Origin of the sequence: Xenococcus sp. PCC 7305, from assembly GCF_000332055.1 — a bacterium.
In the GTDB taxonomy this organism is placed as follows: Bacteria; Cyanobacteriota; Cyanobacteriia; order Cyanobacteriales; family Xenococcaceae; genus Xenococcus.
Genome location: NZ_ALVZ01000194.1, coordinates 22,083 through 48,268, shown reverse-complemented (window position 1 = coordinate 48,268; position 26,186 = coordinate 22,083). Strand labels below are relative to the sequence as shown.

The following is a 26,186-nucleotide window of genomic DNA, read 5'->3' as shown; positions in this document are numbered from 1 at the left end:
TGGGATGTCTTTGAATCGATTACGGGATGGGCAACAACCGAAGGTACAGGAATTGAAGTTCAAGAATTAAAAGGCTTTGGTCTTGGTGAGGATGGCACTGCTTGGGTAGAGTTAGACAGTCATGACAATAGTAGTATGAAGCAAGATATTCCGACTGCTCCAGATACTAGTTATCAACTATCTTTTGCTTATAGTCCTCGTCCCAAAGTAGCAGCAGAGAGTAATGGCATCGAAGTTTATTGGAATGGGGAATTAATTGACACTATTCAAGCTCAGGGCGATCGCAGAAACTATTGGCAAACTTATACCTATAATGTTCTGGCTAGTGAGCTGGATCTAACGGCACTAGAGTTCCGTGCTGTGGGCAAGGAAGATAAGAAGGGTGGTTTTATCGATGCGGTTGCTGTTCAGGAAATTATTCTTTGAAAGTTATGATAAAAAGTTCACATAGATTTGCGTCTCTCTATTTCATCTACAGATATGCGATCGCGCCAATGTTTCCCGAAGGCTTCAAGGCTAAAATATAGACAACGCTAATTAGATAGTCAAAACTTTTCTATGCAAACTATTAAACTCAAATCTCATGTTGGTGATGATGGAATCTTACATTTAGATGTGCCAACAGATGTGAAGAATGCTGAGCTAGAAGTGGTAGTTACTTTTAATAATCCCATTCCTACTTCGGAAAATAGGAAAAAATTAAAATGGTCACCTGGATTTTTTGATAAGACAGCAGGCGCTTGGGAAGGAGCGCCGTTACAAAGAGAACCTCAAGGAGAGTATGAAAGTCGAGAGAAGTTATTTTGATTTATTTACTCGATACTAATACTTGTATTCAGTATCTAAATGGCCGTAGTTCTCTAATTATCGACAAACTTAAAACTCAAAAGCCGAGCGATATAGTACTTTGTGACATTGTGAAGTTGGAACTTTACTATGGTGCATACAAAAGCGAACGTAAAGACCAAAATCTTCAAGTGTTAAGTGAGTTTTTCCAGGAGTTTGATAGCTTATATTTCGGGGTAAAAGCAGCTCAAAAAGCAGGTGAAATTCGAGCTAAACTTGCTACATTAGGAACTCCCATTGGTCCTTATGATCTTCAGATAGCAGCGATCGCTATAGTTCATAATCTTATTTTAGTAACTCATAACATTGATGAATTTAGTCGAGTTGAAGGATTATCCTATGAAGATTGGGAAATCGTTTAAATTTTGTACGCAACTATAGTAAACTTACAAGCTAAAATTCCAACAGTTCCGTAGAGATAAATGGGAAATAATATTGATTAAATTTTTCAGTGCGAGTTCTTTTCGCAGTGATTAACTCGTTGATTTTAGTTTGGGTTAAGGCTTGATTATGTTGGGTTTCGTTCCTCGACCCAACCTATAGATCTGCGATCGTGCTTTGATTTTCTTTCAAATGTTCTTCAAGCAATTCAAGATATTGTTGAGGTTGATGACTCTAGCCCTTTACCAATCCCTGTCAACAATTCTGATTCAGCATCTTTGCTTGCTTTACCACCAGGGGGCATCTTTCTGAATCTGGATAATTCCATCAATGATGTCGAATTCATGCTCGATAGAAGCTTCATGGTAAGAATTCAGGGATGAAAATAGAGGAATAAGAAAAGAGGCGAGATAGATATTGAGAGAGAAGAGCTTGAAGAAAGATAGAAAACTAGGTAATGTAACGTCAGTATGGATCAAGAGCAACCGTCACATAACGAAGAACCGCTGAGCCAGTTGTCAAAAAAAGAACTGGTCAAGATAATACTGACTCAACAAAAAATAATTACGGAACTACAAGCCAAAATAGAAAAGCTGATTCTGAGTAGAGATCTCGACAGTAAGAACTCATCGAAACCACCATCTTCAGATTTACTGAAGAAACCAGAAAAGAAGCAAGAGGGAAAAGAGAAAGAGAAACAGAGCCAGAAAAAGAAACCAGGAGGACAATTAGGACATCCAGGAAAAACCAGAATGATTTGGACGAGTAGACCGTTACGAACGCTTGAAAGCACCAAAATGTGAGAGTTGCGGTCAATTGCTAGAAGGAGGCAAGTCGCTGAAGATAGAGAAACAATCAGTAGCAGTTTTGGTAGAAAGACCCATTGAAATAGTCGAGTATCAGCGTCATCACATCAGATGTCAGTGTTGTGGAGAAACCACAACTCCAGCATGGCCGAATCAGATGATACCAGGGCAAGACTTGGGAATTAAGCTCCAAGGGTTGCTAGGATGGCTAGGAAACTATGGTCATTTGCCCTATGAAAAGCAGCAAGAACTGTTGTGGGAATTGGGAAGAATTCCAGTAGGACTGGGCACATTAGTCGCGACTAATCAGAGATTATCAGCGGCGATCAAACCCAGCATCATCGAACTACAAGAATGGATTAACCAAAATCATCCGACTTTGAATATCGACGAAACACCTTGGTCAGTTAAAGGGTTGAAAGAATGGTTATGGGTATTTGCCAACCCTAATTTTTGCTTGTTTCGAGCAGGAGATATTCGAAGTCGAGCCGAAATCCAAGACCAATTAGGTACTGAATACCCAGGAATCATTATCTCAGATGATTTTAGTGTCTACAATGGTTATCCCGTAGCCGCACAACAGAAGTGTCAGGCTCATCTGCGCCGTCATTGTCAAAAATTAATTACCACTCCTGGTAAGGACAATAAATTAATTGGCGAAGCGCTCACAGAAATCATTGATCAAGCTTTTAAACAGCACCGTCTATGGCGAGAAAATAGCAACCAAAAAACTTATCTCGACTCGGCTGCCGAGTTAAAAACTCGAATCAACTTAACCTTAAACAAGTGGATTGAGCAAGCAGGTTATGAAGCGGGGAAATTATTACGGAACCTAAAACTCAAAGCAGATCAATGGTGGTATTTTTTAGACCATCCAGAAATCGCTCCTGATAACAACCTAGCAGAGAGGGCTTTGCGATTGGCAGTCACTAAACGGAAAGTCAGTGGTGGTTCCCGGTCTCTGGAACGATTTCAAGAAACAGCTAATTTATTAAGTGTCATTCAAACCTGTCGCTTTCAGGAACGTTCTGTGATCGATTTTTTCGCCCAATCCCTCGTAGGAACTGTTGATGTTACTGAGCGCCCTTCTTTAATCCCTCACTTTAATCCCTGAATCTTTACGCTTCATGAATACTAGAACCTCGGACATAAGCTCCTTCGAGATTGGCTTCGACCAAATTAGTCCTTTCCAAATTAGCCCCTTCGAGGTTGGCTTCGATCAATCCGGCACCAAGCAAGAAAGCATTCTGGAGATTAGCCCCTTTAAGATTAGCCCCACTCAAATCGACCTCCGCAACATGAGCCTCTCTCAAATCAACTCCTTCAAGAATAGTTTGTCTGAGAAAGCCGTAATCGAAATTAGCTCTACTCAAGTTGGCGTTGGTGAAATTAGCATCGATAAATTTGCTGCCAGCCAAGTTGACGTTTCTCAAATCCACATTCCTCAAATTGACTCCAGTGAAATCTCTTTCACCAGCAGCATATCTTCTGAGCAACTCTTCAGCAGTTATCATACAACATCTCAAATAATTAACGAACTTAATAATAGCGCAACCAATATCTGGTCAGAATTACTCCAATCAGAAACAGAACTAGAGATCGATTTCCAAATAACCGATCTCCCCGCAGGACAACTAGCAGAAGCAACCATAACAGGATTCGACTCCTCTGGAAAAACCAACTCAGGCAGAATCCTAATTGACCATGATGCCAATGGAGTCTGTTGTTTTACTGATGAAACCCCCTTAGATAACAGTGAATTCATCAACCAAAATTCAGCAAGTTATTTCATAGCAGATCCCGAATCAGAAGCCCATGGAAAATACGATCTCCTAATAACAGTGTCAGGTCTGAAACCCCAACGAAAGCAATGAATGAGATATCTTATTGATTGAACTTTCGAGCAAGAGTTTTTAATATTTGTAGCGATTAACTCTTATGATATTAGTTGGTTTCGAAGTTTTATGATGTTGGGTTTCGTGCCTCTACCCAACCTACAGATCTGCGATCGTGCTACAGATATTCAAGATCTAGTTGAAGACACAATATTTTCTGGAACCCCAGTTATTGATCTTGAAGTTGATGAGGATGATACGGAAGGGGAAGACTTTATTGAAGAACCTAATTCGGATTTAGGCTCTTTTCTTCTAGCTACTCATAAAAATCAAGATTTATCAATCAAAAAATTCGGGTCCAACTACCATATTCCCGTCAGCGCAAGTGGTGTTTCTAAATTTCGCTCCCGCCAAGTTAGCGTCGCTCAGATCAGCCCTGAAAAGATTGGCATTCTCCAAATTAGTCCCTTGCATTCCACAACCATACAAATTGGCACTAGTCAAGTTGGCTCCACTCAAGTCAGACCACAGCAGGAGAGAGCACATCAAATTAGCCTCACTCAAGTTGCTTCTACTCAAATCGGACTCAGACAAGTTGATTTCAGGCAAATCAACTCCACTCAAATTAACTTCACTCAAATTAACTCCAGAGAAATCTCTTTCTCCCGCAGCATATCTTCTGAGCAATTCTTCTCTATCCATAATTCAACACCTCAAACAATAAACGACCTCAATAATAGCGCAACTAATGTTTGGTCAGATTTACTTCAACCTGAAACACAACTAGACATCAACTTCCAAATAACCGACCTCCCTTCTGGACAACTAGCAGAAGCAACGATCGCAGGTTTCGATCCTTCTGGAAAACCCAATGCCGGAAAAATCCTCATCGATCGCGATGCCAATGGAGTAGGTTGGTTTATTGATGAAACCCCCTTCGATAACAGTGAATTCATCAACCAAAATTCAGGCAGTTATTTTCTCGCAGATCCCGAATCCGAAGCCCATGGAAAATACGATCTTCTAATAACAGTGTCAGGTCTGAAACCCCAACGAAAGCAATGAATGAGATATCTTGTTGATTGAATTTTCGAGCACGAGTTATTTAATATTTGTAGCGATTAACTCTCTAATATTAGTTTGTTTAAAAGTTTTATGATGTTGGGTTTCGTTCCTCGACCCAACCTACAGATCTGCGATCGTGCTGAAGGAATAGAAACGACTATCACTGCGATCGCGTCTGATCCAGGCAACGACCTTTTAACCTACAGCTGGAATTTTGGGGACAATACTGATATTGCAGACCCAATACGACTCAAGCTCAGAGCGATCGCAAAAACCATTGACAAACTTATATCTATAAAGTTCTTGCTAGTAAGCTGGATCTAACAGCTCTAGAGTTTCGTGCTGTCGGCAAAGAGGATAGGAAGGGCGGGTGTCTTGATGCGGTTTCTGTTCAAAAAATCATTCTTTGAAAGTTATACAATCGATAAAGAACTATGAGTTTTGTGATAAATGATTATTGCAGCAGATGCCAAAATCTATACGCCAGAAGAATATTTAGCTTTAGAAGCAACATCAGATGTTCGTCACGAATATCTCAATGGGGAAGTCAGAGTCTTGGCAGGAGGGACAATTAATCATAATGAAATTATTACCAATCTTTGTGTAGCTTTAAAACCGAGACTAAGAAAAGAAAATTATCGGTTATTTACGGAAAATGTCAGAGTTTGGATCGAAAAATATCGAGTTTATACTTACCCAGACGTCATGGTGATTGCAGACGAACCTATCTATCATGGCAAAGGAACGACAACGGTAATTAATCCCTGTTTAATTATTGAAGTGGCTTCCAAATCGACTAAAAACTACGACCAAGGAGATAAGTTTGATTATTATCGTAGTTTATCTAGTTTGCAGGAATATATTTTAGTAGAACAGTCACGAATTCATGTTTTACAACATATTAAAACGAATGATAATCAATGGTTGTTAACTGAGTATGAGGAAGATTCTCAGGAGTTTAGTTTAAGCATTTTGCCTCTATCCCTTTCTTTGGATAACATTTATGAAGAGGTTGAATTTGAAAAATACGACAGTAATTTTTAGGTGGTTTTACTCCAATTAGAAACACAACCAGACATTAGCTTCTGAACAACAGATCTTCCCGCAGGACAATTAGCCGAGGCTGCGATCGCAAAATTTGACCCTCGGTCAAACCTAATGGTTTCGCTTGGTTCATTGCTTAATAACTGATGACTGTGCCAAGAAATCAGCGATCGCGATCGCAATCCCTTGTTTCCCGATACTCTTAATTGGGGGCTGCTCCGATGTTACTAAATAAGCAATTTGTTCCCCTTGTGCCCCTTTTTCTTCGCCCCGATTAGCCACTACCATTTGATAACCCTGTTGCAATCGTTGGTTGGCGATCGCCATTAATTGGTCATGGTCAATATTTTCTTGATATTTAAAAGTCACCATATACAACTGGGGAAATCTCGCTCGAACTTCTGCAATAACCTTAGCCGTGGGAATAAGATTGATACTTTGCAAAGCTCCGCCACTGGGAATTTTGCCAGGAAATACTTGAGCTGATTGGTAATCGGCCACTGCCGCAGAAAAAATCGCACACTGATATTGATGCTGAGTTAGTTCTTCAATTACCGTAGTTTTATATTCTTCGTAACTATCAATTGTTTGCTGGGGCAGATAATTGGGAGGACTATAACTTCCTTGCCCTCGAATTAGCTTAACTTTAGCTCCTCGATAATATAATTCTTCAGCAATTTTCCCGCCCAAAGTTCCCGTAAACCGATTTGTCAGACGCCGCACATTATCTATCGGCACAGGAGTCGCTCCTCCTGTGACTAAAATAGATGAGTTTTTCAGGGGTGAGCTACTAACCCCGCGACAGACTGCTGTGACGATCTCCGCTTCTGATGGCAGATTATTTTTCCCATAGGCCACAAGGGGCGGAATAATCCGAACTCCTATCTTATGTAACTTTTGCAGAGATGCCGTCAAAATCGAATTATGCAAGCTGCCATGCATTGTCGGAGCAATCATCACTGTAGTTTTTCCTCTCTCCATTCTGCCGATCGCCGAAGCAATACTAGAAGTCACCACGCCATCAGCAATACCACAAGCAATTTTATTAATTGTATTATAGGTAGCAGGAGCCACAAGATAGACTGCAAAAGGATTTTCATCGCTCAGATGTTCGGCAGCCGCTGTTAATTTGGTGATCACAGGATTGGTCGTGCTCCATTCCAAAGCATCAATAGTGGTGTAACGCAAAGCTTCACTAGAAGCAAAAGCTACCACATCAGCACCCTGGCGACGTAAACTGCGAGCAATTAGAGGAGCTTTCAGAGCCGCAATACTTCCTGTAATGAGTAAGGCAATTCTTTTGCCTTGTAAATGATTACCTTCTAAGAGAACTTCGCGATCGCCTAAACTCGATTCTGGTGGTGCGTCAAAATTCCATTCTTCCATAGTTTTTTCCCCCAACTTTAACGAGAAACCTTAATTAGTTTCCCTTAATTTTGTCTTTGGTCTTTGCTTGAACAAATCTTCTAGGAGAGAATAAAGAACAGGAACTAAAATCAGACTTAATAAACTAGAAGTTATTAAACCACCAATTATTGTGACTGCCATTGGTTGCCGTAATTCGGCCCCCGCACCCCAACCCAAGGCGATCGGCATCATCCCTAAAATTGTCGAAGCAGTCGTCATCAGGATTGGTCGCAAACGTACCATCCCAGTCTGGAGAATAGCTTCACGGCGTTTTAAACCCGATCGCCGTAGATGATTAGCATAATCCATCAATAACAAAGCATTTTTATCTAATAATCCCAACAGGAAAATCACCCCTATCAAAGAAATCATCCCAAAATCACTTTGAGTAAGTAACAGCGCCAATACCGAGCCAATCAGCGATAAGGGCAAACATAAACCGACAACTATGGGCTCCAATAATCTACCGAAAGGCAAGATTAACAATAGCAACATGCAAGTAACCGATAGACCCAAAGTGACCGCAAAGTTACTCAAGATATCGCTACTAATCGCCGAATCTCCCGATAATTTAATTTCTACTCCTTCGGGAATTAGCGATCGCGCGATCGCAACAACCTCAGCAGTAGCATCTCCAATCGCTTTACCTTCACTGAGATTGGCATCCAAATAGATTACTCTTCTACTATTAAAATGCTCTATCTTCTGGGGCAAATTATTATCAACCTCAGAACCTGTAGTATTCAAATCAACAAATCCTGGCAATTCTTGTACCCGATTTTTGAGGGCTTGCACAGTATTGTCCAGACTGATTAAATCCTCCCCAACTAAGGCCACCCGTAGATTTTGCTGACCACCAATTTCAATGAAAGGAATATCTTCAACGCTGATTTCTACTTGGGGTATATTTGCTAGAGCCCCACGTAATTCCTGCTGAACCTCTGCCGTACTGAGATTTTTATCACCTTTTAATTTGACATATAATTTGCCTTTGTTCGGTTCCCCCTTGATGCCCACGATGTTATAAGTAGATTCGACATCGGGTAAGGACAAAATAATGGGTTCAATTTTTGCTCCTGTTCTCAGCGTTCTTCTGAGTAAAATTTTCTTGGGCGATCGCGCTATATTATTTAACCAAGAAAAATTGGAATTACTCTGCTGTTTTGGGTTAGCAGTGACATTCGATTTTGTGGCTAACTTAGGCAAAGAAGTTGTATAAATAACGTTGAATTCACCGCGATCTAACTGTGGAATAAAACCCTTGGAAATATGGGGAATTAATGCCATGCCAATCATCAAACTAATTAAGGCAATTGCCAGAACTATGGGACGATGAGATAGCGACCATTGCAGCAATTTACGATAATAATTCGCCAATTTCCCTGTTCCCTGCCCTTTTGTTTCTGGTTCCGAGACGCTCTGCTTCCTACTTCCGAGCCAATAAACTGCCAACACAGGAGATAAAGTTCGGGCAACGAGCAAGGAAGTAAGCACCGCAGCTGAAACAGTTATCCCAAAAGGCTTGAAGAACTGTCCGACATTATTATTCATCAGGGCGATCGGCAGAAAAACCGCCACAATAGTTAGAGTTGAAACTGATACGGTAAAGCCAATTTCGCGGGTTGCTAGGCTCACGGCTTGTTTTGGAGAATGACCAGCATCAAGGTAACGAATAATATTTTCGACTTCCACGATCGCATCATCAACAATTATGCCAATGGTTAAGGCTAGGGCGAGCAGGGTAATAGTTTCTAGATTAAAACCCGCGATCGCCATAAAAATAAATGTTCCCAACAGAGAAATTGGAATCGCTAAAGCTGTGATGAGAGTAGCAGTTAAACTCCGCAAAAAGCCGAATATTACGATAATAGCTAGGAAAATTGCGCCACCAAGAACATCGATCGTGGATTGGGTGGCCTCACGAATATAATCTGCTTGGGTTTGGGCTAAGTTGATTTGAATCTCTGGTAGTTGAGTTTGCCAAGTTTGAATTGCGATCGCAACTTCTTGGACGACTTCTAGGGTATTGGCCTTACTTTTTTTGACTATTTCCAGCGCGATCGCATTTTGTTGATCGAAGTTTACTAAAGTGGGAAATGTTTGGGTCGCTTCTTGACTAACGACAGCTGAGTCTCCTAAAAGATTAACTTTCAAGACACCTGGCAATTTTTTCAGAGACGGAATAATTTCTGTTCTAGCAATTTGAGTTAATTCGGTTAGACTTTTAGTCTCACTTGTCAGGGCATAGCTAACTGCTTTGGATTCATTTAAGTTAAAGGGAATAATTTCTAGATCGGCTTCGCTCGGGAGAGCTATTTGGGCAATTTTTTCTTTGGTATCTGTGGTTGCTGATTCGAGATTGATTCCCGGATTGAAGATTACGGTAACGATGCTTTGTTCGGCATAGGTGGAGGAGATGAGATCATCGAGTTGTGGTAAAGATTGCAAGGATTGCTCTAATGGTGCGGTGAGTTCTGTTTCTGTGGCGAGAACTGTTTCTAAGGGTGCTTGAGCTTTGACGATCACGACAGGAAAAGTGATGTCGGGGAAGAGGGCATATTTAAGAGAGGAAAATGCCAATAATCCAGCTATAACTATTGCTAGCCAAAAACTTAAGGTGAATCGGGGATGGGCGATCGCGAATTGTGAGAGATTCAGGCGATCGCGAATGGATATTAACTTGCGAAACTGCATCAACTATTAAGTAATAAGTAATTAGTAATAAGTTATTACTTCTTGAAAGGTTACCTCAATTCATTATTAATTGGCAGCTGTTGGGATTCGCGATCGAGAAGTCGATATTGGCCAATTAATCTCTTTGCGTTTTAATCTTATTATAAAAATAATTTCAATACTGATACTGATATCTTTTATCTCAAAATATGTATACTTGGATACATATAATTATGTATGGTCGTTTTTATAACTGTAATTTTTATGAGTTTTTTAATTTTAAAGTAACGATCGCTATTGAATTACAATAAATTACGATCACTTAAGCATATATTTTCAATAGAAAATAAATAATAGCTTGTTTTTCTCGTATTCTAGTGATATATTCTCTTTATATGTCAATTAAGCAGAAAATAAAAAATATTAACTAGAAGTTGATTCTCAAGTTGTTTAGCAGCATTTTTTAGAAAAAACCGGCCTGCTCTACCTCTTAAGGATTTATTACTTGATTTAAGGGAGCAAGACTATGCTTTTAGCCACAAAAGAGCATTCTGGAATGTCAATCAGCGAGCCCTGGACTAAATATTCGTCACTTTTATGGTGGTTAGAAATTACCACGACCAACCCATTCTGTATATATAGTTTCGGGCCTTTTGTCAGTCCCACCATAGCTAGACTTCACGAATCAGGATACGTCGAAGACTTAGTTGAGGAAGGAGCAAAGGACATTACTGTTTTGCTAACCCAATGCCAACCCAAAATCTTGACTATTTGTCGCGATTTATTTTAGATAATCAGAAAAACTATCAGGCTTATATCCAAAGACCAAAGATCTGTCCGTGAGGCCATGCAATAACAATCTGCTTCTCGCAGCAGTTCAGAAAAGAATTATGATTATTCCCCAAATCCCTAAAACCCCAAGTCCCAACTTGTTCAGTTTTTAAATTCAATACTTTAAACGAGAAGTATTAGATGGCACCTCATAATTCCATTGCTCAATAAACGGTTGCCAATGAGATTCAATTAATTTAAGCATCTCGGGTTGGAAAGAATAACTATTCTTCTGATAGCCTTGAATACTTGATAAATATTTTTCAAAGCGATCGCGATTTTCGGCAAATCCAGATAATTCCAACTGAGAATAGATTTTCTCCAACTCCTGAAGCGGATTACTCAAAAAATCTTCAAAGCGAATTTCCACAAAACTATCATTGGGCAAATCAGCACTATCCCGTTGTAACGCCTGCATCATGGGAGGATAACTCTCCAAGATCAAATCATTAATCGGCAAATCTTCATAGTTTTGTAAGGCTAATTCTGGCAAGATTTGGGAGAAAAAATGATTAGTTGAGCGAAAAACCACATAGGGATTGCGATAGATATGAATAAACTTTGCCTGAGGCCAAATTTGGCGTAATTTTTGGATCTGTCCTGTATAAACAGGATTTTTTATTAGTAGTTGTTTGCCTGGTTGCTCACGAGATACTTTGTCTAATAGATAGACATGATAGTGTTGCCATTGTTTTATCAGTTGAGGATCATCCCCATCAAAAAACACTCCGCGCTGAAAATGCTTTTGAAAATGCTTAGGAAAATAAAGACCGTGATAATAGGATGCTGCCCCCATGCTAGCTAGGGGAATTGAGTCCTCTTGAGGTGAATCAGGATTAACTGCTACTTGGTCAACATGACGATCTTCAGGCAGTGCTTTTTCTAGTAAAGGTCGAAACAGCCTCACAATACCCAAAACATTCCAAGGCAGTCCCGAAGCTAGTGGTGATATGTAGCTAAACTCTGGAGCTTTACTTAATACATTATGCAAATGAGTTGTTCCCGAACGCCAGTACCCGACAATAAAAACAGGATTTTTAATTGAATCAATCTGTCGCGGTGTTAATGCTGTCAAGGCTCGCTCCATTGTCGAAAACGGCCAAAGCGCCAGAGAAATAGTTAGGGCAAATCCCACTTGAGGAAGTCGCTGGAGAGAAGGTGCACCATTGTTGGCTATTAGCTTTAATAAGTTACTAGGACTGCTTCCACAAAGAGGATGAAATAAACTTGCCATAGATTAATTTTTATTTGTAACAATTGGTTGATATTCTGTTTGAGAAAAAGGCTGTAATCCGTCCAAAGTAGAATAAGTCATTTTACATAACAATCTAAATCTCAAGGGAATAGAAGAATGATTAATATGCTCAACTCGCACATCCACTAACTCTGGACTTTGCATCAAAATATCAAAAACATTACTCAACAAGTAGCGGGGACAATAACCCACAATATAATGCTCCTGGGTGGTGAAAGCTAAAGCTTTTGGATCGTATTCATTCTGGAACTCATGAGCCAACCATAATTTGTCTCCTACTTGGAATTTTTCAATTCTTGAGATTGCCCCTTTAGGTAAATAAGGCAGTCCATGGGCAAAGAAACATAGTTCGTACTTGCCTTCTTCATTTACTTCAGGAAATGGAAACACAGTCAAAGCATCTGTTTCTCTTTTGCCTTCACTCCGAGCTAATAACACCATTGGATCTTCTTTATCGAAGGGAATATTTAACCGCTTGACAAAGTTTTTGTATTCAGGACGAGAACGAGACATTAAGCGATTAGCAAAGACAGGAAATAAATGATTTGAATAATAGACTTCATCCCATTGAGGAAAGCAAACTAAAGGCTTAAAGCCAGATTTTCGTTCGGCATCTTTTCCTCCTTTGAGATAAACAAACTGATATCTTTTGCCGTCAAAAGTCAATCGACCTATGGGGAACCACAACCGACTTTTGTAATCTTGCCAAGCTAAGAATAATGTTTGAGTTTTGTGAGGTTTCATGGTTTTCACAAGGATAAAAGCCGATTTTGATTAAATATCAGAATGTCTTGCGCAAATTTTGCTGCTGTGGGAGAAATACGTTCTGAGGGAATAGCTTGTAAGATTAAGTTTATATTTTCCTTTGAGATACTCGTAAGACGATTTAACCAGACTTCGGAAGTTTTAGGATATCGACTGGCTAATTCCTTAAATAATTCAAATGTCCCCAATGGCTTTTTATCATTCACATCTCGATAGAATGCCGAAACACATTTTTTGGCATAGGATGTTATAGAACGTGTCTGGCGTTTGGAGTCTAACAATTCTCTCCCCAGACAAGAAGCATGGTCATAGGTTGGAGATAGATAAAGTATATCGGGTGAATGAGTCGATATAATCCTGACAAAACCCCAGTTTTCATGATGGCGATCGCCATTGCCAATCAAAGCATCTAATAAAATATATCCAATAAATAAATCTCTAGCTGTTTCAATTCCTTCTAAAGCATTCCAATCTGGAGGCAACCGCACGTCACTCGATTCAATAGCATTAATAACCACATCAATTGTGTGTTGTGAAGCATTATAGGTTTCATAAGTGGGATAATTGGGAATTAGAGGAGTTAAGATTTCATTGCCGTGAATCAAGGCACCACCTTGAGGAAGAAAGTTTGGCGACACAGTCCCATAATTTTTATCCCAAGTTTCAGCTAGCTTATAGTTGGCATGGGGAAGTCCTAAAAGTTCGCATATTTGTTCGGCTACTTTCTCTGCCCAATCCTCTCCTGTATTGGGTCTAATATACTTATAGAGACAGCGACCTAATTCTTGATGCTTAAACCAAAATTTAGATTTAGTCCCCATTGTTTCATCTTGAGACAGTTGATAGTCCTCTTGTCCGACAAAAACTACAGAGAATTTTTCTATCATAATTAAGACTTTAATATTACCTCTGTAAGCTCTGCTTTTTCCCCTCTGCCTTCGTTTTCATCTTAATTGCTTGAGTTGCCAAGGTTTTCCCAAAATCCCAAGCTGCCCCAGGAACCCGATGGGCATCAGCAACCACATCCTTAACCCCTTCAATCATCCAGCGACGGTCATCATCCCCTAAAGTAAGTGTTGGCATAAATTTAACAATGTTCATGCCATGTCCCGCAACTTGAGACAGAATACGATGACGAGCAAACAGGGGAACAGTAATCATTTGCGAGAACAAACCTTTATTTGCCGCCTCCAGCATTTTCCAAGACATTTTTAACGACCAACTACGAGGTTCCGAAAATTCCAATGCCATCATCATGCCCAAGCCCCGCACTTCTTTGAGGCATTCATATTCTTTAGTTAATGGTTGCAATTCAGCAATAATGCTTGCCCCCATCCGAGCAGATTTGGCAATGAGTTTTTCCTCTTCCAGAACTTCCAACGTAGCGAGCCCAGCAGCCATTGCCAAATTATTTTTACTAAAAGTACTTCCATGCACAACCGCTCGATCTAGTCGATTGAATACCTTGTCAAAAATCCATTGTCGGCAAGCAACTGCACCCACAGGAACAAATCCCCCCGAAAGTGCTTTGGCCATGCAGAGAATATCTGGCTCAACACCCCAATGTTCGACAGCCCACCATTTTCCTGTACGACCCAAACCAGTTTGCACTTCATCAGCAATTAAAAGCGCGCCATATTTACGACAAAGTTCCGCTGCTCCAGGTAGATAACTTGCTTCAGGAATCCAGACACCATGACCTTGGATTGGTTCGGTGATAAATGCCGCGACATCTTTGCCCGCCAGAGCCTTTTCCAGAGCCGCCAAATCTCCGAAAGGAACTTCAATAAAATCTGGTAATAAAGGGCCAAATCCTTCTCGAAAATAAGGATCGCCTGTGGCGGAGAGAGAACCCAAGCTCAGTCCGTGATAACCACCTTGGCAGTAGATAATCTTGGAACGACCAGTAGCATAACGGCTAAATTTAATAGCAGCTTCCACAGTTTCGGTTCCCGAATTGGCAAAGAAAATTCTCTCTAGGCCATCGGGCACAATCTCAACTAATTTTTCGGCCAATAAACCAGAAAGCAAAGAAACATCTAACTGAACAAGATTTGGTAAATTGGCACTCAGGACATCTTGAAGTGTTTGCACAACTTGAGGATGGTTACGACCTAGAGCAAACACCCCGAAACCACTGAGCAAATCTAGGTAGCGGTTATCTTGGTCATCGAACAAATAAGGGCCTTCAGCTTTGACATAGTTGCGATTAAAACCAATGGTTTTCAAGACATTGACCATCTGGTTGTTCAGATGCTCTTCATGTAGGGTGAAATTCTCTAGACTGCGCTGTTTGATTAGTTCGCTGATTTTCATAAATTAATTATCGTCAAAGCTTTTAATTAAAAGCTACCTAAACATAGCCATTAATAATACTAACCTAGTTGTTAATGGCAGTTCTCAAACCCATGGGGCATATTTTTAAGGCACAAAGTTACGTCTTGGTAATCTCTTGTAATCCTCTAACCAGTCGTTGGATCGCTTCGATCGCCGTTTCCGGTTCTAAAGCACCATAGGCCAATCGGATATAACAGCCACTATCCATACCAAAAGTGCTTCCTGGTAGCACAGCTACTTTATATTCTTCAATTAATTTCTTGACTAACTCAAAATCAGAAATTTCTGTCTTAATTTTGAGAAATAAATAAAAGGCCCCTGCGGTTGGAGCTACTGTGCAAATGTCTTTTATCGTGCTCAGTTCTTGCAGCAATTTTTCTCGAACCGAAATTATACTTGGCAGGTGTTTTTGACAGTAAGCAATGCCAGTTTTGATTGCTCCTAAAGCGGCATATTGTGAGACTACAGGAGGACAAATCAGATTCGTATCCTGGGCTTTTTTCACGGCCATCAACAGATGCTGGGGAATTACCATATAACCAATACGCCAGCTAGCAAAGCCATAAGCTTTCGACAGACTAAAAAGGGAAATCGTATGATCTTGACTATCAGGAAATGAAGCGGGAGAAATATGTTTGATGCCGTCATAAGTAAAATATTCATAGGTCTCATCGCTAATATGATAAATACCCTGCTCATGACAAATTTGATTGACTTCTTTTAAGGCTGGGGGATCGTAAACCACTCCCGTAGGGTTATTAGGCGAAATAGTTACTACGGCTTTGGTTTTGCTGGTAATTGCCTGCTTGATCTTATTTGGTTGCAGTTGATAATTGGCGTCGGTGGGAACTAGTACGGGCTGGCAGCTTGCCATGGTAATTGCCATTTCATGATTGAAATAATAGGGAGTATTGAGGATAATTTCCTCTCCTGGGGACGTAATGGCAAATATAGTGGTCAGAAAGGCCATGTTACTGCCGGCTGTCACTACGATCGCATTATCTTGGTTGATGGCAATTTTGTTTTCGGCTTCTAGTTTCTTTGCGATCGCATTGATTAAAGGGGGAATTCCTTCTACTGCCTGATATTTGTGATTAGCGGTCGCTGCTAAAAATTCTGTAATAGATGCGATCGCCTCTGGGGGAGGAGCATAGGAAACAACTCCTTGTCCGAGGGAAATGGTTCCTGGGTTGCGTCGAATTAGTTCTCCAACTACGGGAATTAACGGTGATTGCACCGCTGCCATACGAGAATTAAATTTTAGTTTTTCCTGAGACAATCCCACTGCTCCATTTTATAGCGTTTCTCAAATTAATTAAGGTACAACCTGTTCCCTGTTCCCTGTTCCCTGTTCCCTGTTCCCTGTTCCCTGTTCCCTAAAGCCGAGTCTTATGCATCTTAACTAACTAAAGAAGGGCTATATATGCTTACTAGGCTATATTGGCTGGTTCTTCTTTGAGTCGATAACCCAAACCATAAACAGTTTCAATGATGTCACTGGGGGCGCCAGAGGCTTCCAATTTTTGTCTTAGGCCACGAATATGAGCTTTTACAGTAGCTTCTTCTGGTAATTGTTCAAAAGCCCAAAGATGCTCCAAAATCTGAGCGCGACTAAACACTCTTCTCCCATTACGCAGGAAAAATTCTAGCAGCTTATATTCTTTGGGACTAAGGGGAAGTAACTGCTCGCCATAATATACTTCACAGCTACTGGGATTGAGGCTCAAATCTCCCCAACTGAGGATCGGGGGCGCGGTGGCCGCTCCTCTGCGCAGTAAAGCGCGAATTCTGGCGGATAATTCGGGTAACTCAAAAGGTTTAACTAGATAATCATCTGCTCCAGCATCTAAACCGTCTACTTTATCGCCAATAGTATCTCTAGCTGTCAACATCAAAATGGGAATCTCAAATCCTTTGGCACGTAGTTTCCTGCACAGAGTAACTCCATCCATGATCGGGAGCATTACATCAAGCAAAATTAAATCGTAGGTAAATGCCTCCAACAAATCCCAGGCAGATTGCCCATCATAGACTGCTTCAACTGCATAATGAAGTTCTCCAAGATATTCAACTACAGCGTCACTAATCCTTTCATCGTCTTCAACTACAAGAATTTTCATGGTTTTTCGGGAATTTGAGTGATTGGTTTAATACATTTTTTTAATTTACATCAACAATAATCAATTATTGGTAAACTTTAGCAACTTATTCTTTGGTAAGATTTATTGCAGGTTTATAGGAGAATAAAAATGCTCACTCTCAAAATAGTTGTTTATATCACAGTATTTTTCTTTATTGGTTTATTCATATTCGGATTTCTTTCTAGCGATCCCTCTCGTAACCCTGGTGGTTCAGACGGCGAATAAGATAAAAATACAAGAAATTAATAAAAGGTACAAAACCATAATTTTACGGGGCGTATTCCGCCCCTTCTTTAATATTGTTAATTGATGGTTGCTCAAGCGATAATGTAAGCTGGAGAGCCGCTCCTAATCTATTGGTTAAGCTAAGATACTATTAATTATGGAAGAATTTAAAAACCCAGCCCTGTCTCAAGAAGCCCGTTTCGAACCAGCAATTGTCATTCCCCTCAAGCAACAAGCCTCTTTATTAGATTGGCTAGAGTCCAATAACCGACTAATTCCCAGAGAACGTGAGCCCGAAGTTAAAAAACTTACTAGCTCTCAAGATGATGTCGAGGAGTTGCTCGATAATGATGATTATGATACAGATTTGGACGAAGATTAATTTGCCATGGGATAGACGATTTGAAGTAAGAACGATAAGTTATATCTGTTTGATGGCGATCTCTCTAACTAAACAATCATTGTGGACATTAAATCGATCTCTCCTGTAAAGCCCCTCGATCTTTCTGGGGCTAATCTTTTGGTTTTACTAGCTTGTACCCTTGGGGTATGGGCGATTTTTTTTGATTGGCTCAACGAAGGGAGGGCAAGTTTAGCGGAATTTATTACTTTTCCTTTCCTGATTTGTGCTCTGACTAGTGGCATCTTGGGTTATTGGGTGGTGCCTTTACTGCGCCAACTTAAAACTGGGCAGATCATTCAAGAAGACGGGCCCCAAACTCATCTCAAAAAAGCCGGAACTCCCACTATGGGAGGAATTTTCTTTATTCCTGTAGCGGTGATCATCGCAGTTTTTTGGACTAATTTTACCTTGGATGCGATCGCAGTTTCTTTGGTTACTCTCGGTTATGGTTTTATCGGTTGGTTTGATGATTGGCAAGTTTTGCGGCGCAAATCGAATAAGGGTATTTCCCCGAAAATGAAGCTGACTCTCCAAATTGCGATCGCGCTTTTGTTCTGTGTTTGGCTCTGGTGGCAAAAGTTTCCTGCGATCGCCGATGTAGAACTTCCTGGAGGTTTAGTTCTCAAACTGGGATTATTATTTTTTCCCTTGACAGGATTTGTCTTGGCGGCCGAAAGCAATGCTACTAATTTAACCGATGGAGTGGATGGTTTAGCCGCAGGCACCAGCGCGATCGCGTTTTTTGGTTTAGGAATCATTGTTGCTCCATCCCATCCTGACCTAATGCTTTTCTGTGTTTGCATGAGTGGTGCTTGTATAGGCTTTTTGCGTCATAATCACAATCGAGCTCAGGTTTTTATGGGAGACACTGGCTCTTTGGCTCTTGGAGGCTCTCTGGCCGCTGTGGGGTTACTTAGTGGCAATCTTTGGGCTTTGTTTGTGGTCAGTGGTATTTTCTTTCTCGAATCGATTTCGGTAATTGCGCAAGTTCTCTATTACAAAGCGACTAAAGATGCTGAGGGCAAGGGAAAACGTCTTTTGAAAATGGCCCCAATTCATCATCATTTCGAGTTGAGTGGTTGGAGCGAAACGCAAGTTGTGGGCAGCTTTTATGTTGCTAATATTTTGTTAGTGGTTCTAGCTTACTTTTGGCGTTAAACATTTAGGACTTACGCAAAATGAATATTGTTGTCTCCAAAATATCAATCAAATCCGTAAATGCTACTGGGGGACTAGCCCCCCAGACCCCCCACTGGGGACGCTGTCCTCCCCAGACCCCCGACAAAGTGTTGACAAGTGAATTGGAAAAATTTGATTTTCTTGGTAGTTGTTCAACGTTCCAGATAAATTTAGTCTCAGCTATTAACAAACTTTCAAAATAATCTCCCTACCCTCTGCCCTCTGCCCTCTGCCCTCTGCCTTCAAAAAATCATGCCTATTTATTTCTATTGGGGCGAAGATGAATTTGCGATCGCGAAATCTGTCAAAGAACTCCGCAACCAAATTTTAGATCCTAACTGGATTGATTTTAATTATCATCGCTACCCAGGTGACAATTCCGAAAAAATTATTGACGGCTTAAACGAAGTAATGACTCCTCCTTTTGGCATGGGCGGGCGTCTTGTTTGGTTAGAAAACACCACAATTTCCCAACAATGCAGTGCGGATTTATTGGCAGAATTGCAGCGAACTTTGCCGGTAATTCCTGAGACTTCCCATTTGCTATTAACTACTAGTAAAAAACCTGATCGCCGTTTAAAATCCAGTAAACTCCTGGAAAAATATGCCCAGGTAAAAGAATTTAGTTTTATTCCCTATTGGAATACTGAGGCAATTAAAAGAAATGTCCGCCAAACCGCCTTCCAAATGCAGGTAAAACTGACTTCCGGTGCGATCGATTTACTGGCTAAGTCTGTGGGCAATAATACTCGTCAGTTGTGTAACGAATTAGAAAAATTAAGTCTTTTTTATCAAGAGCAATCAACAACCAATAAAGTAATTGATGTTGATGCCGTGTCGGCTTTAGTTATTTGCAATACGCAAAACAGTTTACAGTTAGCCGCAGCGATCCGCGATCGCGAAACAGCAAAGGCTTTGTCACTGGTTAACGACTTAATCAATCGCAATGAACCACCCTTAAGAATTGTGGCAACCTTGGTCAGACAGTTTCGCACTTGGGCAATCCTCAAAGCGATGTGGGAATCAGGGGAACGAGAACTCAAAACTATCGCTAATATGGCAGAGATTGGCAATCCCAATCGACTAAAATATATCTATCAAGAAATCCAATCAGTTTCTGCCGATCAATTATTAGCTAGTCTCCCCATACTGCTCTCCTTAGAATATGGCCTAAAAAGAGGCGCGATCGCCAAGGAAATTCTCCAAATCAAAACTGTTGAATTGTGTAGTTTATTTTAGAATCAAATAACCGTTATCATGGCTCAATTTTATTCAGAACTAACAACAGAGTTACGAGATTTTATTGCTCAACAAAAAATGTTTTTCACTGCCACAGCACCGAGCCAAGGCAGAATTAATCTGTCCCCCAAGGGGATTGATACTTTTCGCTATATTGACAATAAAACTGTTGCCTATTTAGACCTGACAGGAAGTGGCAACGAAACAGCAGCCCATCTTCAGGAAAATGGCAGGATCACAATTATGTTCTGTAGCTTTACCCAGAAGCCATTGATTCTTCGTTTATATGGTCAAGGTATAGTAATCGACTTTAAAAGCGATCGCGCCGCTACACTGCGCCCTCTGTTTACTAACTTTCCTGGTGCCAGGCAAATAATTTTATTAAATCTCGAATCAGCTCAAACTTCTTGCGGATTTGGCGTCCCGATTTATGATTTTCAAGAAGAAAGACAAACTTTAATCACCTGGGCAAAAAACAAAGGGGAAAGGGGAATTCAGGAATACCAAAAACAAAATAACCTCGAAAGTATCGACGGCTTACCAATTAAGTTGCATAGTAGCAAGTAAGTATTCTAAATAATGCCTGAGGGGCAGAGAGCCGCCTTCTGCCTTCTGCCTTCTGCCCTCTGCCTTCTGCCTTCGTTTAACGAACAGTTCCTTCCAATTGATCAACACGAATTGGCTTCATTAAATACATTTTGATTAGTTGTACCCCATTGGAAACATAGTAGGGTAACTTCTGTAAGAATTTAACCGGAGCAAGTCCATTGGAGCCGGCAATTTCTCTCAGGCGATCGTTGTTAGTCACACAAGTTTCTAGGCGATCGTAAAATTCAGGATTTTCCACATCAAGCACAATGGGGAAAACTCTACCTGCTGTGTCATTAGTTTTCTCAATCACTAGCTTGTCATATTCGCGAGCATCCAAACCAATAGCAGCGTAGAAACTAGAGCGCTGGACATCATTGAGATACATGGTCGCAAATACAGAAAGCAAGAAGAAGCGACACCATAATCTAGCCTTCCAATCGTTAAGGGTTTGAGGTTGGGCTTTCATGATGGCATCAAAGAAATCACCATGACGATTTTCATCTTGGCACCAATTCTCAAAGAAGTTGAAGATCGGATAAATCATATCGTTAGGATTTTTCTCCAGATGACGATAGATAGTTATGTAGCGCCAATACCCAATCTTCTCAGATAAATAGGTTGCGTAGAAAATAAATTTGGGTTTAAAGAAGGTATATTTACGACTCTTGGTAAGAAAACCTAGATCCAAAGAAAGATCAAAGTCGGATAATGCTTTATTGAGGAAGCCTGCATGACGTGCCTCATCCCGCGACATCAAATTGAAAATTTCTGCGAGGACAGGGTTTTTTCCTTTTAAACGTCTGCCCAATTCTTTGTAGAGTAGAAAACCAGAGAATTCTGCGGTGCAGGAGCGCTCTAGAAACTCAATAAATACTTGACGAGTTTCGCCGTCGATATTTTCCCAACTTTGATTAAACTGTTCATCCCTGACAAAATGATGGCGGTTATAATCAACGCGGAATTCTTCTAAGATTGCTTGTAATTCTTCTTCGTTAAGGGAGATGTCCATATTAGCCATCTCCTCAAAGTCTGTAGTATAGAATCGAGGGGTGAGAATAGTTTCCTTTGCAGGAACTTTAGCTCCTGAGCGAATTTCCTCAACTTTAGGTTTTTTAAGACTATCTACCATTATCTTTAAATGTTTAGCTATTATTGCTTTTGACTATATAGCTAGCAAGAGGTTTATGCTGCTAGATTTACATTCTGCAATATTTCAGGCATTTTATGATCACCCGTTAACGAATGTTAATACGGAAACAATGCTATTCTCGATTCCATGAATCTAAGAATAGGTAGTTGATTCAATTGCCGATAATTGCTGGAGTCGGTAATTCAACACTTCAAAATGCATTGAAACTATCGATGGAAGCAAGTCAGCATATTAAGCTACTGTAACGCTTTGACAGACCTTTACTACTGTAATAGATACCCAAGAATTGGAATAAAAGTAGAGTTATTTGGCGTTGCTATTGATTCTAGGCAAAAATCTTCTCCAGCTTGTTTTACAAACAATTGTCTATAAGTCTCACACTGTTGAGCCAAGAGCATTTTCTGCTGTTCATTACTACCATCTAGCGTTTTAACAAACCCCAACATTATATTAGGTCCAGTTAGGGTGTTGTTATCATCCAAATCTCGAAGCAATCTATTAATTTCATTAGTAGGTAGCAATAATAACTTACTAACTACTACAGTATTGTATGCTGCTGCAAATCTTTCATAGTTAAAGAATTCTGGAGCACCAGACCCCCTAAAATTATCGTCAAAACCCTTATCAGTAATATTTAAAGTATCGCGGTTAAAAGACTCTAAGCTGGTTTTTGTACCCTGACCTCGACCCATAACTTCGTCAAAGTAACGCTCTGGATTTTTCAAATATTTCTCAATTTCTTCCAGCGTATATCCTGTACCTTGTTTCAGTAGATAGTTTAATAAGTCACGTTCTATGCGCTCAATTTGTTGCTCAATAAACGGGATAGGGGATAGAACATCCTTGATTACAGAAAGAAAGTCGATACTCAAGTCTGGTGCTCCTGCCATTAAGATTAAATGATTTTCTACATAGTCTCCGCTTAGTTCCTTAACTCTATCAAAATCAATTCCTTCAGGATTAAAGGTCGCTTTAGCAAGATCGTGGCTAAATACGGGCCACTCTCGAAGACCACGTTCAATGTCTTTGCGCCACTCAACTTTATAAGCTCTTTTCCAACCTTGAGCAACAATAAATCCTTGTTTTTCTACCTCAATTGCAGCCGCCTGTGAGCGTAGTGCTACAGCACTACATCCAAAATCAAGGGGGTCGCAATCTCTTGCTGCCCTTTTCTTTTCATCAATACGACGATTGTATTTGTTAATCGTGTTGTCATAGTCATCTATGTCTCTCTGTAACTCTGCACGTAGCTTGGAGAAGATTCGTGGCACTGAATATTCGCTACCACCTCCCTTTAATAACTCATAAAGTTCTTCTCCTGGTCTAGCATCTACCATTTCGCGGTAAAGAAACTCTCGGACTCCGTCTATGCTAATGTCATAAGAAGACAACTTTGGTGTGCGTTTGCCAACATATCTTTCCAGCACAATATGCTTAAGTGCATTTTCACCCAACTCAAATTTACCGCCAGTAAAGTAATTGACAAATGTATGACCATATATATCACCTGCTGCATGCGTCAAATAACCTATAACAAAAGCCTTAACAGGCAATGTTTTGTATGGAGATTCGTCAGACTTACGCCATAAGTAATCCAACCACTGGTTTGAATTGGTACCACCAGTCTTGGTATTATCAGAATGAATAGTTTGTTGACCAGTCAAGAGGTCTGGGTAGGCATCAGGTCCTATGACACCCGCACGATATTGTTCAGGGTTGGAACGTAGAGCTTGAAGAATACTAGAATCGACATTATAGTCTCCGACTTTGCTAATTATTTCACCTCTACTATTAATTTTGTTTATAGTTACTTTTCCATCATCAATCGCATCATCTCTAGCTTGTTCAGCTAAGTAGACATGAGTTTTAGGTATCCAAGCAAAAGCAGGAGGTGATTTGACTAGAAATTCGGAAAAAATTAATAAAAAGGCCAATAAAAATATACTTGCTTTGTACAAAGTCTTTTTAAAAAATGCATATATACTTATCTTTGTCATAAACATTTATAGTTAATGAATCTGTTTAGCTTTTTCCTACTTTTTATAAGAAACGACAAAAAGCTTACTAAAGATTAGTTTACTTTTGTGCTACTACGGTTACTTTAAACTTGATGTTACGTTTTATGAGCCATAAGTAAAAGAGCAAAAATAGTACCTTACCAATTATATTGGCAAGACATCATTGGTTTTAACTTAAACATTCTTGCCCGAAAAAGCGGAGATATATAAGGAAGACATTTGCCATTTTGAGAAATATATCTACTCACGATAATCTACGTAAACATACTCTATTGTTTTATAGTCAGTGGGCTCATCGCAAGTTACTCTAAAATGAACTTTGTTATCTATTGATATTGCGTGTAAAATTAGTGCATATATCTCTTCTTTGTTTCTATGATTGGCTTTAAGTAAAAAATAACTGTTAGCAGCATGGCAATTTTTTGCGTCTGTATAGTACAATACATCTCCGTTTTGTATTGGCTGAACTCTTCTTGGAAAAATATGAACATCATCGAATGCGAAAGCTACACCTGTCGAGGCAAAAAAGCAACTAATTCCTAATAAGATTCCGAATACTAATTTAGTCTTTAGATTTTTAAACATTTTTTTGTTTTTTGAGTAAATTTCCATAGATTATAATCTATTTTCGCTCAAACGATGAGGCGATCCGATAGCAACGAAATCAAGAAAAAGATTAGATAATAGTTTAATTCCAAAGACCTCGTTAACAAAAAGGCAATTTATTAGAAGTTAAGTACATTAATTGCTCTACTATCTAATGACATAATTCAAAGGTGTCAGCCCGTAATCCACCATACAAACCGACCCAAAATTTACTATATCTTCTAACCTTTCTATTTTTTGCTCTGGTACGACAGATATCTTTCTGAATACTCATTGATTTGATTATTTCACCTTTTCGGTCTCTTTTATTAAAAAATAATGAACTGCGCTATTCTATTTTAATAACCTCAGCAAACTATTTTAATAAAATAAATTAGTTTAGTAAATAGTATAAAGTTGGAACAGGTGAAGAATTATTTTTTAAAGGTAAGTCGTTACTATCCAAGTTATTATTATTATTGATTACAGGTTCCCCTTTTATAATTGCTAGTAGATCTGCTTTATTAAGTCTAAGATATTCATCTCTATTATTTTGTTCTTCACTACATTGTTTAACTAATTCTTTAGTGGATTGTGAAAATTCTGGAAATCTAGAGCCTTCTATATCTTCGATTACCAGAGTGCCAGCAGGGGGGAAAATCAAGCTGTTTGTAATTTCTTGACTCTTAGCTATATCAGCTTTATTGCAAGAATCAAACCTAGGGAGAATGTCTATATATCTATTCCAAACATATTCATCAGGGTCGATAGGAAAATCGGAATAATTCTGACAGTAACTGTTATTTGCCAAACTTCCCAAATTTATCAATTCACACAGACTTTTCTCAGAGCAAAGTGTTTTTGTACAGTCAATATTTTCTATCAGCGAGCTAAGATTTGATGAACTACTGTTACCCATAACAATACCAAATGCTTTAGCAGCCCCAACAAGTATCTCAACTTGGCCTCTACCTAAAGCTAGACTAGAAAAAGGTTGTACAAAAAGAAAGAATCCTACAATACATAAAACGGTGAACAGCGACTTCATTTTTTTAAAGAGCATTATATTTTTTGATAGTTGTTAGGGCGTGTCATCAATTATAGAAACAAAAAGAGCCAACGATGCAATCTTGTCTGAGGTATCATATCTAATATATTAAGCTACTAAATTCATTAAGCTGTAACTTTACTTAGTCCTAATCACAGCTCACTAGTTATTACTGAGAACCAATAACAATAATTTTTTTTGAGATTATATTAAAAAGAGCTTGAATTGTTAGACTAATAATACGGCGAAGGTTGAAGGAGCTATAGGTTTTAATTATATAAAAGTAGTTTCAATTACCGATAATTGCGCTTAAAAGCAATTACAATAACGGCAGAATAAGGCTTCTGGAGATCGCACCTTAA

The 26,186-nt window shown here is 39.6% G+C and carries 27 protein-coding genes and 2 pseudogenes; 13 read left to right on the top strand and 16 right to left on the bottom strand.

From position 1 onward, the window contains the following. The 4 genes and pseudogenes from XEN7305_RS29070 to XEN7305_RS15925 all read left to right on the top strand — a co-directional run. Nucleotides 1-426 (top strand): annotated as a pseudogene (locus tag XEN7305_RS29070) (calcium-binding protein); the annotation flags it as partial. A 132-nt stretch (nucleotides 427-558) separates the two neighbouring features. Then, on the top strand, nucleotides 559-807 hold the full coding sequence (locus tag XEN7305_RS15935) for a hypothetical protein (RefSeq protein ID WP_006510495.1): 249 nt from the start codon (nucleotides 559-561) through the stop codon (nucleotides 805-807). Further along, nucleotides 804-1,208 carry a type II toxin-antitoxin system VapC family toxin gene (locus XEN7305_RS15930; protein ID WP_006510494.1) on the top strand — a complete coding sequence of 135 codons (405 nt, stop codon included), beginning with the start codon at nucleotides 804-806 and terminating at the stop codon, nucleotides 1,206-1,208. The genes XEN7305_RS15935 and XEN7305_RS15930 overlap by 4 nt, the downstream gene beginning before the upstream one ends. Before the next feature lie 489 nt (nucleotides 1,209-1,697). Then, a pseudogene (locus tag XEN7305_RS15925) lies at nucleotides 1,698-3,147 on the top strand (IS66 family transposase). Between the two features lie 4 nt (nucleotides 3,148-3,151). Here the strand turns inward: XEN7305_RS15925 and XEN7305_RS27765 are convergent. Next, nucleotides 3,152-3,451 (bottom strand): pentapeptide repeat-containing protein, encoded by a 300-nt coding sequence (locus tag XEN7305_RS27765; protein ID WP_238568991.1) that lies wholly within the window; start codon nucleotides 3,449-3,451, stop codon nucleotides 3,152-3,154. On the opposite strand from XEN7305_RS27765, the gene XEN7305_RS29800 reads away from it, so the two are divergent. Next, nucleotides 3,332-3,907: a hypothetical protein gene (locus tag XEN7305_RS29800; RefSeq protein WP_052035186.1), complete on the top strand. Its 576-nt coding sequence runs from the start codon at nucleotides 3,332-3,334 to the stop codon at nucleotides 3,905-3,907. The two genes, XEN7305_RS27765 and XEN7305_RS29800, sit on opposite strands and share 120 nt — an antisense overlap. 300 nt (nucleotides 3,908-4,207) lie before the next feature. Here XEN7305_RS29800 and XEN7305_RS30370 read toward each other — a convergent pair whose 3' ends face one another. Both XEN7305_RS30370 and XEN7305_RS30365 read right to left on the bottom strand, forming a co-directional pair. Beyond that, the gene (locus XEN7305_RS30370) at nucleotides 4,208-4,570 is read right to left on the bottom strand and encodes a pentapeptide repeat-containing protein (RefSeq protein ID WP_071591361.1); all 363 of its coding nucleotides are present in this window, start codon (nucleotides 4,568-4,570) and stop codon (nucleotides 4,208-4,210) included. Between the two features lie 123 nt (nucleotides 4,571-4,693). Beyond that, nucleotides 4,694-4,831: a hypothetical protein gene (locus tag XEN7305_RS30365; RefSeq protein ID WP_158500406.1), complete on the bottom strand. Its 138-nt coding sequence runs from the start codon at nucleotides 4,829-4,831 to the stop codon at nucleotides 4,694-4,696. A 192-nt stretch (nucleotides 4,832-5,023) separates the two neighbouring features. On the opposite strand from XEN7305_RS30365, the gene XEN7305_RS15905 reads away from it, so the two are divergent. Together XEN7305_RS15905 and XEN7305_RS15900 are read left to right on the top strand one after the other, a co-directional pair. Then, a complete protein-coding gene (locus XEN7305_RS15905) occupies nucleotides 5,024-5,257 on the top strand; it encodes a PKD domain-containing protein (protein ID WP_006510489.1) in 234 nt (77 codons plus the stop codon). Nucleotides 5,258-5,383: 126 nt separating this feature from the next. Continuing rightward, nucleotides 5,384-5,977 carry a Uma2 family endonuclease gene (locus tag XEN7305_RS15900; RefSeq protein ID WP_006510488.1) on the top strand — a complete coding sequence of 198 codons (594 nt, stop codon included), beginning with the start codon at nucleotides 5,384-5,386 and terminating at the stop codon, nucleotides 5,975-5,977. Nucleotides 5,978-6,106: 129 nt separating this feature from the next. Here the strand turns inward: XEN7305_RS15900 and coaBC are convergent, their stop codons facing one another. Continuing rightward, complete coding sequence (gene coaBC, locus XEN7305_RS15895; RefSeq protein WP_006510487.1) at nucleotides 6,107-7,363, bottom strand: bifunctional phosphopantothenoylcysteine decarboxylase/phosphopantothenate--cysteine ligase CoaBC; 1,257 nt, start codon at nucleotides 7,361-7,363, stop codon at nucleotides 6,107-6,109. Nucleotides 7,364-7,393: 30 nt separating this feature from the next. Further along, entirely contained in the window at nucleotides 7,394-10,078 is a 2,685-nt protein-coding gene (locus XEN7305_RS15890; protein ID WP_006510486.1) for an efflux RND transporter permease subunit, read from the bottom strand. Between the two features lie 505 nt (nucleotides 10,079-10,583). Between XEN7305_RS15890 and XEN7305_RS15885 the strand changes: the two genes are divergently transcribed. Beyond that, complete coding sequence (locus tag XEN7305_RS15885; protein WP_006510484.1) at nucleotides 10,584-10,847, top strand: DUF1816 domain-containing protein; 264 nt, start codon at nucleotides 10,584-10,586, stop codon at nucleotides 10,845-10,847. A 156-nt stretch (nucleotides 10,848-11,003) separates the two neighbouring features. Here XEN7305_RS15885 and XEN7305_RS15880 read toward each other — a convergent pair whose 3' ends face one another. The 6 genes from XEN7305_RS15880 to XEN7305_RS15855 all read right to left on the bottom strand — a co-directional run bounded on the left by XEN7305_RS15880 (nucleotide 11,004) and on the right by XEN7305_RS15855 (nucleotide 17,365). Further along, nucleotides 11,004-12,122 (bottom strand): sulfotransferase, encoded by a 1,119-nt coding sequence (locus XEN7305_RS15880; protein WP_006510483.1) that lies wholly within the window; start codon nucleotides 12,120-12,122, stop codon nucleotides 11,004-11,006. A gap of 3 nt (nucleotides 12,123-12,125) precedes the next feature. Further along, complete coding sequence (locus XEN7305_RS15875) at nucleotides 12,126-12,887, bottom strand: HIRAN domain-containing protein (protein WP_006510482.1); 762 nt, start codon at nucleotides 12,885-12,887, stop codon at nucleotides 12,126-12,128. 5 nt (nucleotides 12,888-12,892) lie between these two features. Next, nucleotides 12,893-13,795, bottom strand: coding sequence for a hypothetical protein (locus XEN7305_RS27750; protein ID WP_006510481.1), 903 nt, complete (start codon nucleotides 13,793-13,795; stop codon nucleotides 12,893-12,895). Nucleotides 13,796-13,811: 16 nt separating this feature from the next. After that, nucleotides 13,812-15,224 (bottom strand): aspartate aminotransferase family protein, encoded by a 1,413-nt coding sequence (locus tag XEN7305_RS15865; RefSeq protein ID WP_006510480.1) that lies wholly within the window; start codon nucleotides 15,222-15,224, stop codon nucleotides 13,812-13,814. Between the two features lie 118 nt (nucleotides 15,225-15,342). Then, the gene (locus tag XEN7305_RS15860) at nucleotides 15,343-16,530 is read right to left on the bottom strand and encodes a pyridoxal phosphate-dependent aminotransferase (protein ID WP_006510479.1); all 1,188 of its coding nucleotides are present in this window, start codon (nucleotides 16,528-16,530) and stop codon (nucleotides 15,343-15,345) included. Nucleotides 16,531-16,675: 145 nt separating this feature from the next. Next, a complete protein-coding gene (locus XEN7305_RS15855; protein ID WP_006510478.1) occupies nucleotides 16,676-17,365 on the bottom strand; it encodes a response regulator transcription factor in 690 nt (229 codons plus the stop codon). Between the two features lie 129 nt (nucleotides 17,366-17,494). Between XEN7305_RS15855 and XEN7305_RS27745 the strand changes: the two genes are divergently transcribed. The 5 genes from XEN7305_RS27745 (at nucleotide 17,495) to XEN7305_RS15830 (ending at nucleotide 20,999) form a co-directional block, all read left to right on the top strand. Further along, on the top strand, nucleotides 17,495-17,611 hold the full coding sequence (locus XEN7305_RS27745) for a photosystem II reaction center protein I (RefSeq protein ID WP_006510477.1): 117 nt from the start codon (nucleotides 17,495-17,497) through the stop codon (nucleotides 17,609-17,611). A 157-nt stretch (nucleotides 17,612-17,768) separates the two neighbouring features. Continuing rightward, nucleotides 17,769-17,993 (top strand): DUF3134 family protein, encoded by a 225-nt coding sequence (locus XEN7305_RS15850; RefSeq protein WP_006510476.1) that lies wholly within the window; start codon nucleotides 17,769-17,771, stop codon nucleotides 17,991-17,993. Nucleotides 17,994-18,074: 81 nt separating this feature from the next. Next, complete coding sequence (gene mraY, locus XEN7305_RS15845) at nucleotides 18,075-19,172, top strand: phospho-N-acetylmuramoyl-pentapeptide-transferase (RefSeq protein WP_006510475.1); 1,098 nt, start codon at nucleotides 18,075-18,077, stop codon at nucleotides 19,170-19,172. Between the two features lie 273 nt (nucleotides 19,173-19,445). After that, entirely contained in the window at nucleotides 19,446-20,432 is a 987-nt protein-coding gene (holA, locus tag XEN7305_RS15835) for a DNA polymerase III subunit delta (RefSeq protein ID WP_006510473.1), read from the top strand. A gap of 18 nt (nucleotides 20,433-20,450) precedes the next feature. Next, nucleotides 20,451-20,999 (top strand): pyridoxamine 5'-phosphate oxidase family protein, encoded by a 549-nt coding sequence (locus XEN7305_RS15830; RefSeq protein ID WP_006510472.1) that lies wholly within the window; start codon nucleotides 20,451-20,453, stop codon nucleotides 20,997-20,999. A gap of 76 nt (nucleotides 21,000-21,075) precedes the next feature. Here XEN7305_RS15830 and acsF read toward each other — a convergent pair whose 3' ends face one another. The 5 genes from acsF to XEN7305_RS15810 form a co-directional block, all read right to left on the bottom strand. Further along, on the bottom strand, nucleotides 21,076-22,152 hold the full coding sequence (gene acsF / locus XEN7305_RS15825; protein ID WP_006510471.1) for a magnesium-protoporphyrin IX monomethyl ester (oxidative) cyclase: 1,077 nt from the start codon (nucleotides 22,150-22,152) through the stop codon (nucleotides 21,076-21,078). A gap of 284 nt (nucleotides 22,153-22,436) precedes the next feature. After that, entirely contained in the window at nucleotides 22,437-24,170 is a 1,734-nt protein-coding gene (locus XEN7305_RS15820; RefSeq protein WP_006510470.1) for a zinc dependent phospholipase C family protein, read from the bottom strand. A gap of 261 nt (nucleotides 24,171-24,431) precedes the next feature. Beyond that, a complete protein-coding gene (locus XEN7305_RS15815) occupies nucleotides 24,432-24,776 on the bottom strand; it encodes a hypothetical protein (protein ID WP_006510469.1) in 345 nt (114 codons plus the stop codon). Nucleotides 24,777-24,948: 172 nt separating this feature from the next. After that, nucleotides 24,949-25,071 (bottom strand): hypothetical protein, encoded by a 123-nt coding sequence (locus XEN7305_RS30045; protein WP_006510468.1) that lies wholly within the window; start codon nucleotides 25,069-25,071, stop codon nucleotides 24,949-24,951. A gap of 99 nt (nucleotides 25,072-25,170) precedes the next feature. Beyond that, nucleotides 25,171-25,839 (bottom strand): hypothetical protein, encoded by a 669-nt coding sequence (locus XEN7305_RS15810; RefSeq protein ID WP_040898198.1) that lies wholly within the window; start codon nucleotides 25,837-25,839, stop codon nucleotides 25,171-25,173. Between the last annotated feature and the right edge of the window lie 347 nt (nucleotides 25,840-26,186).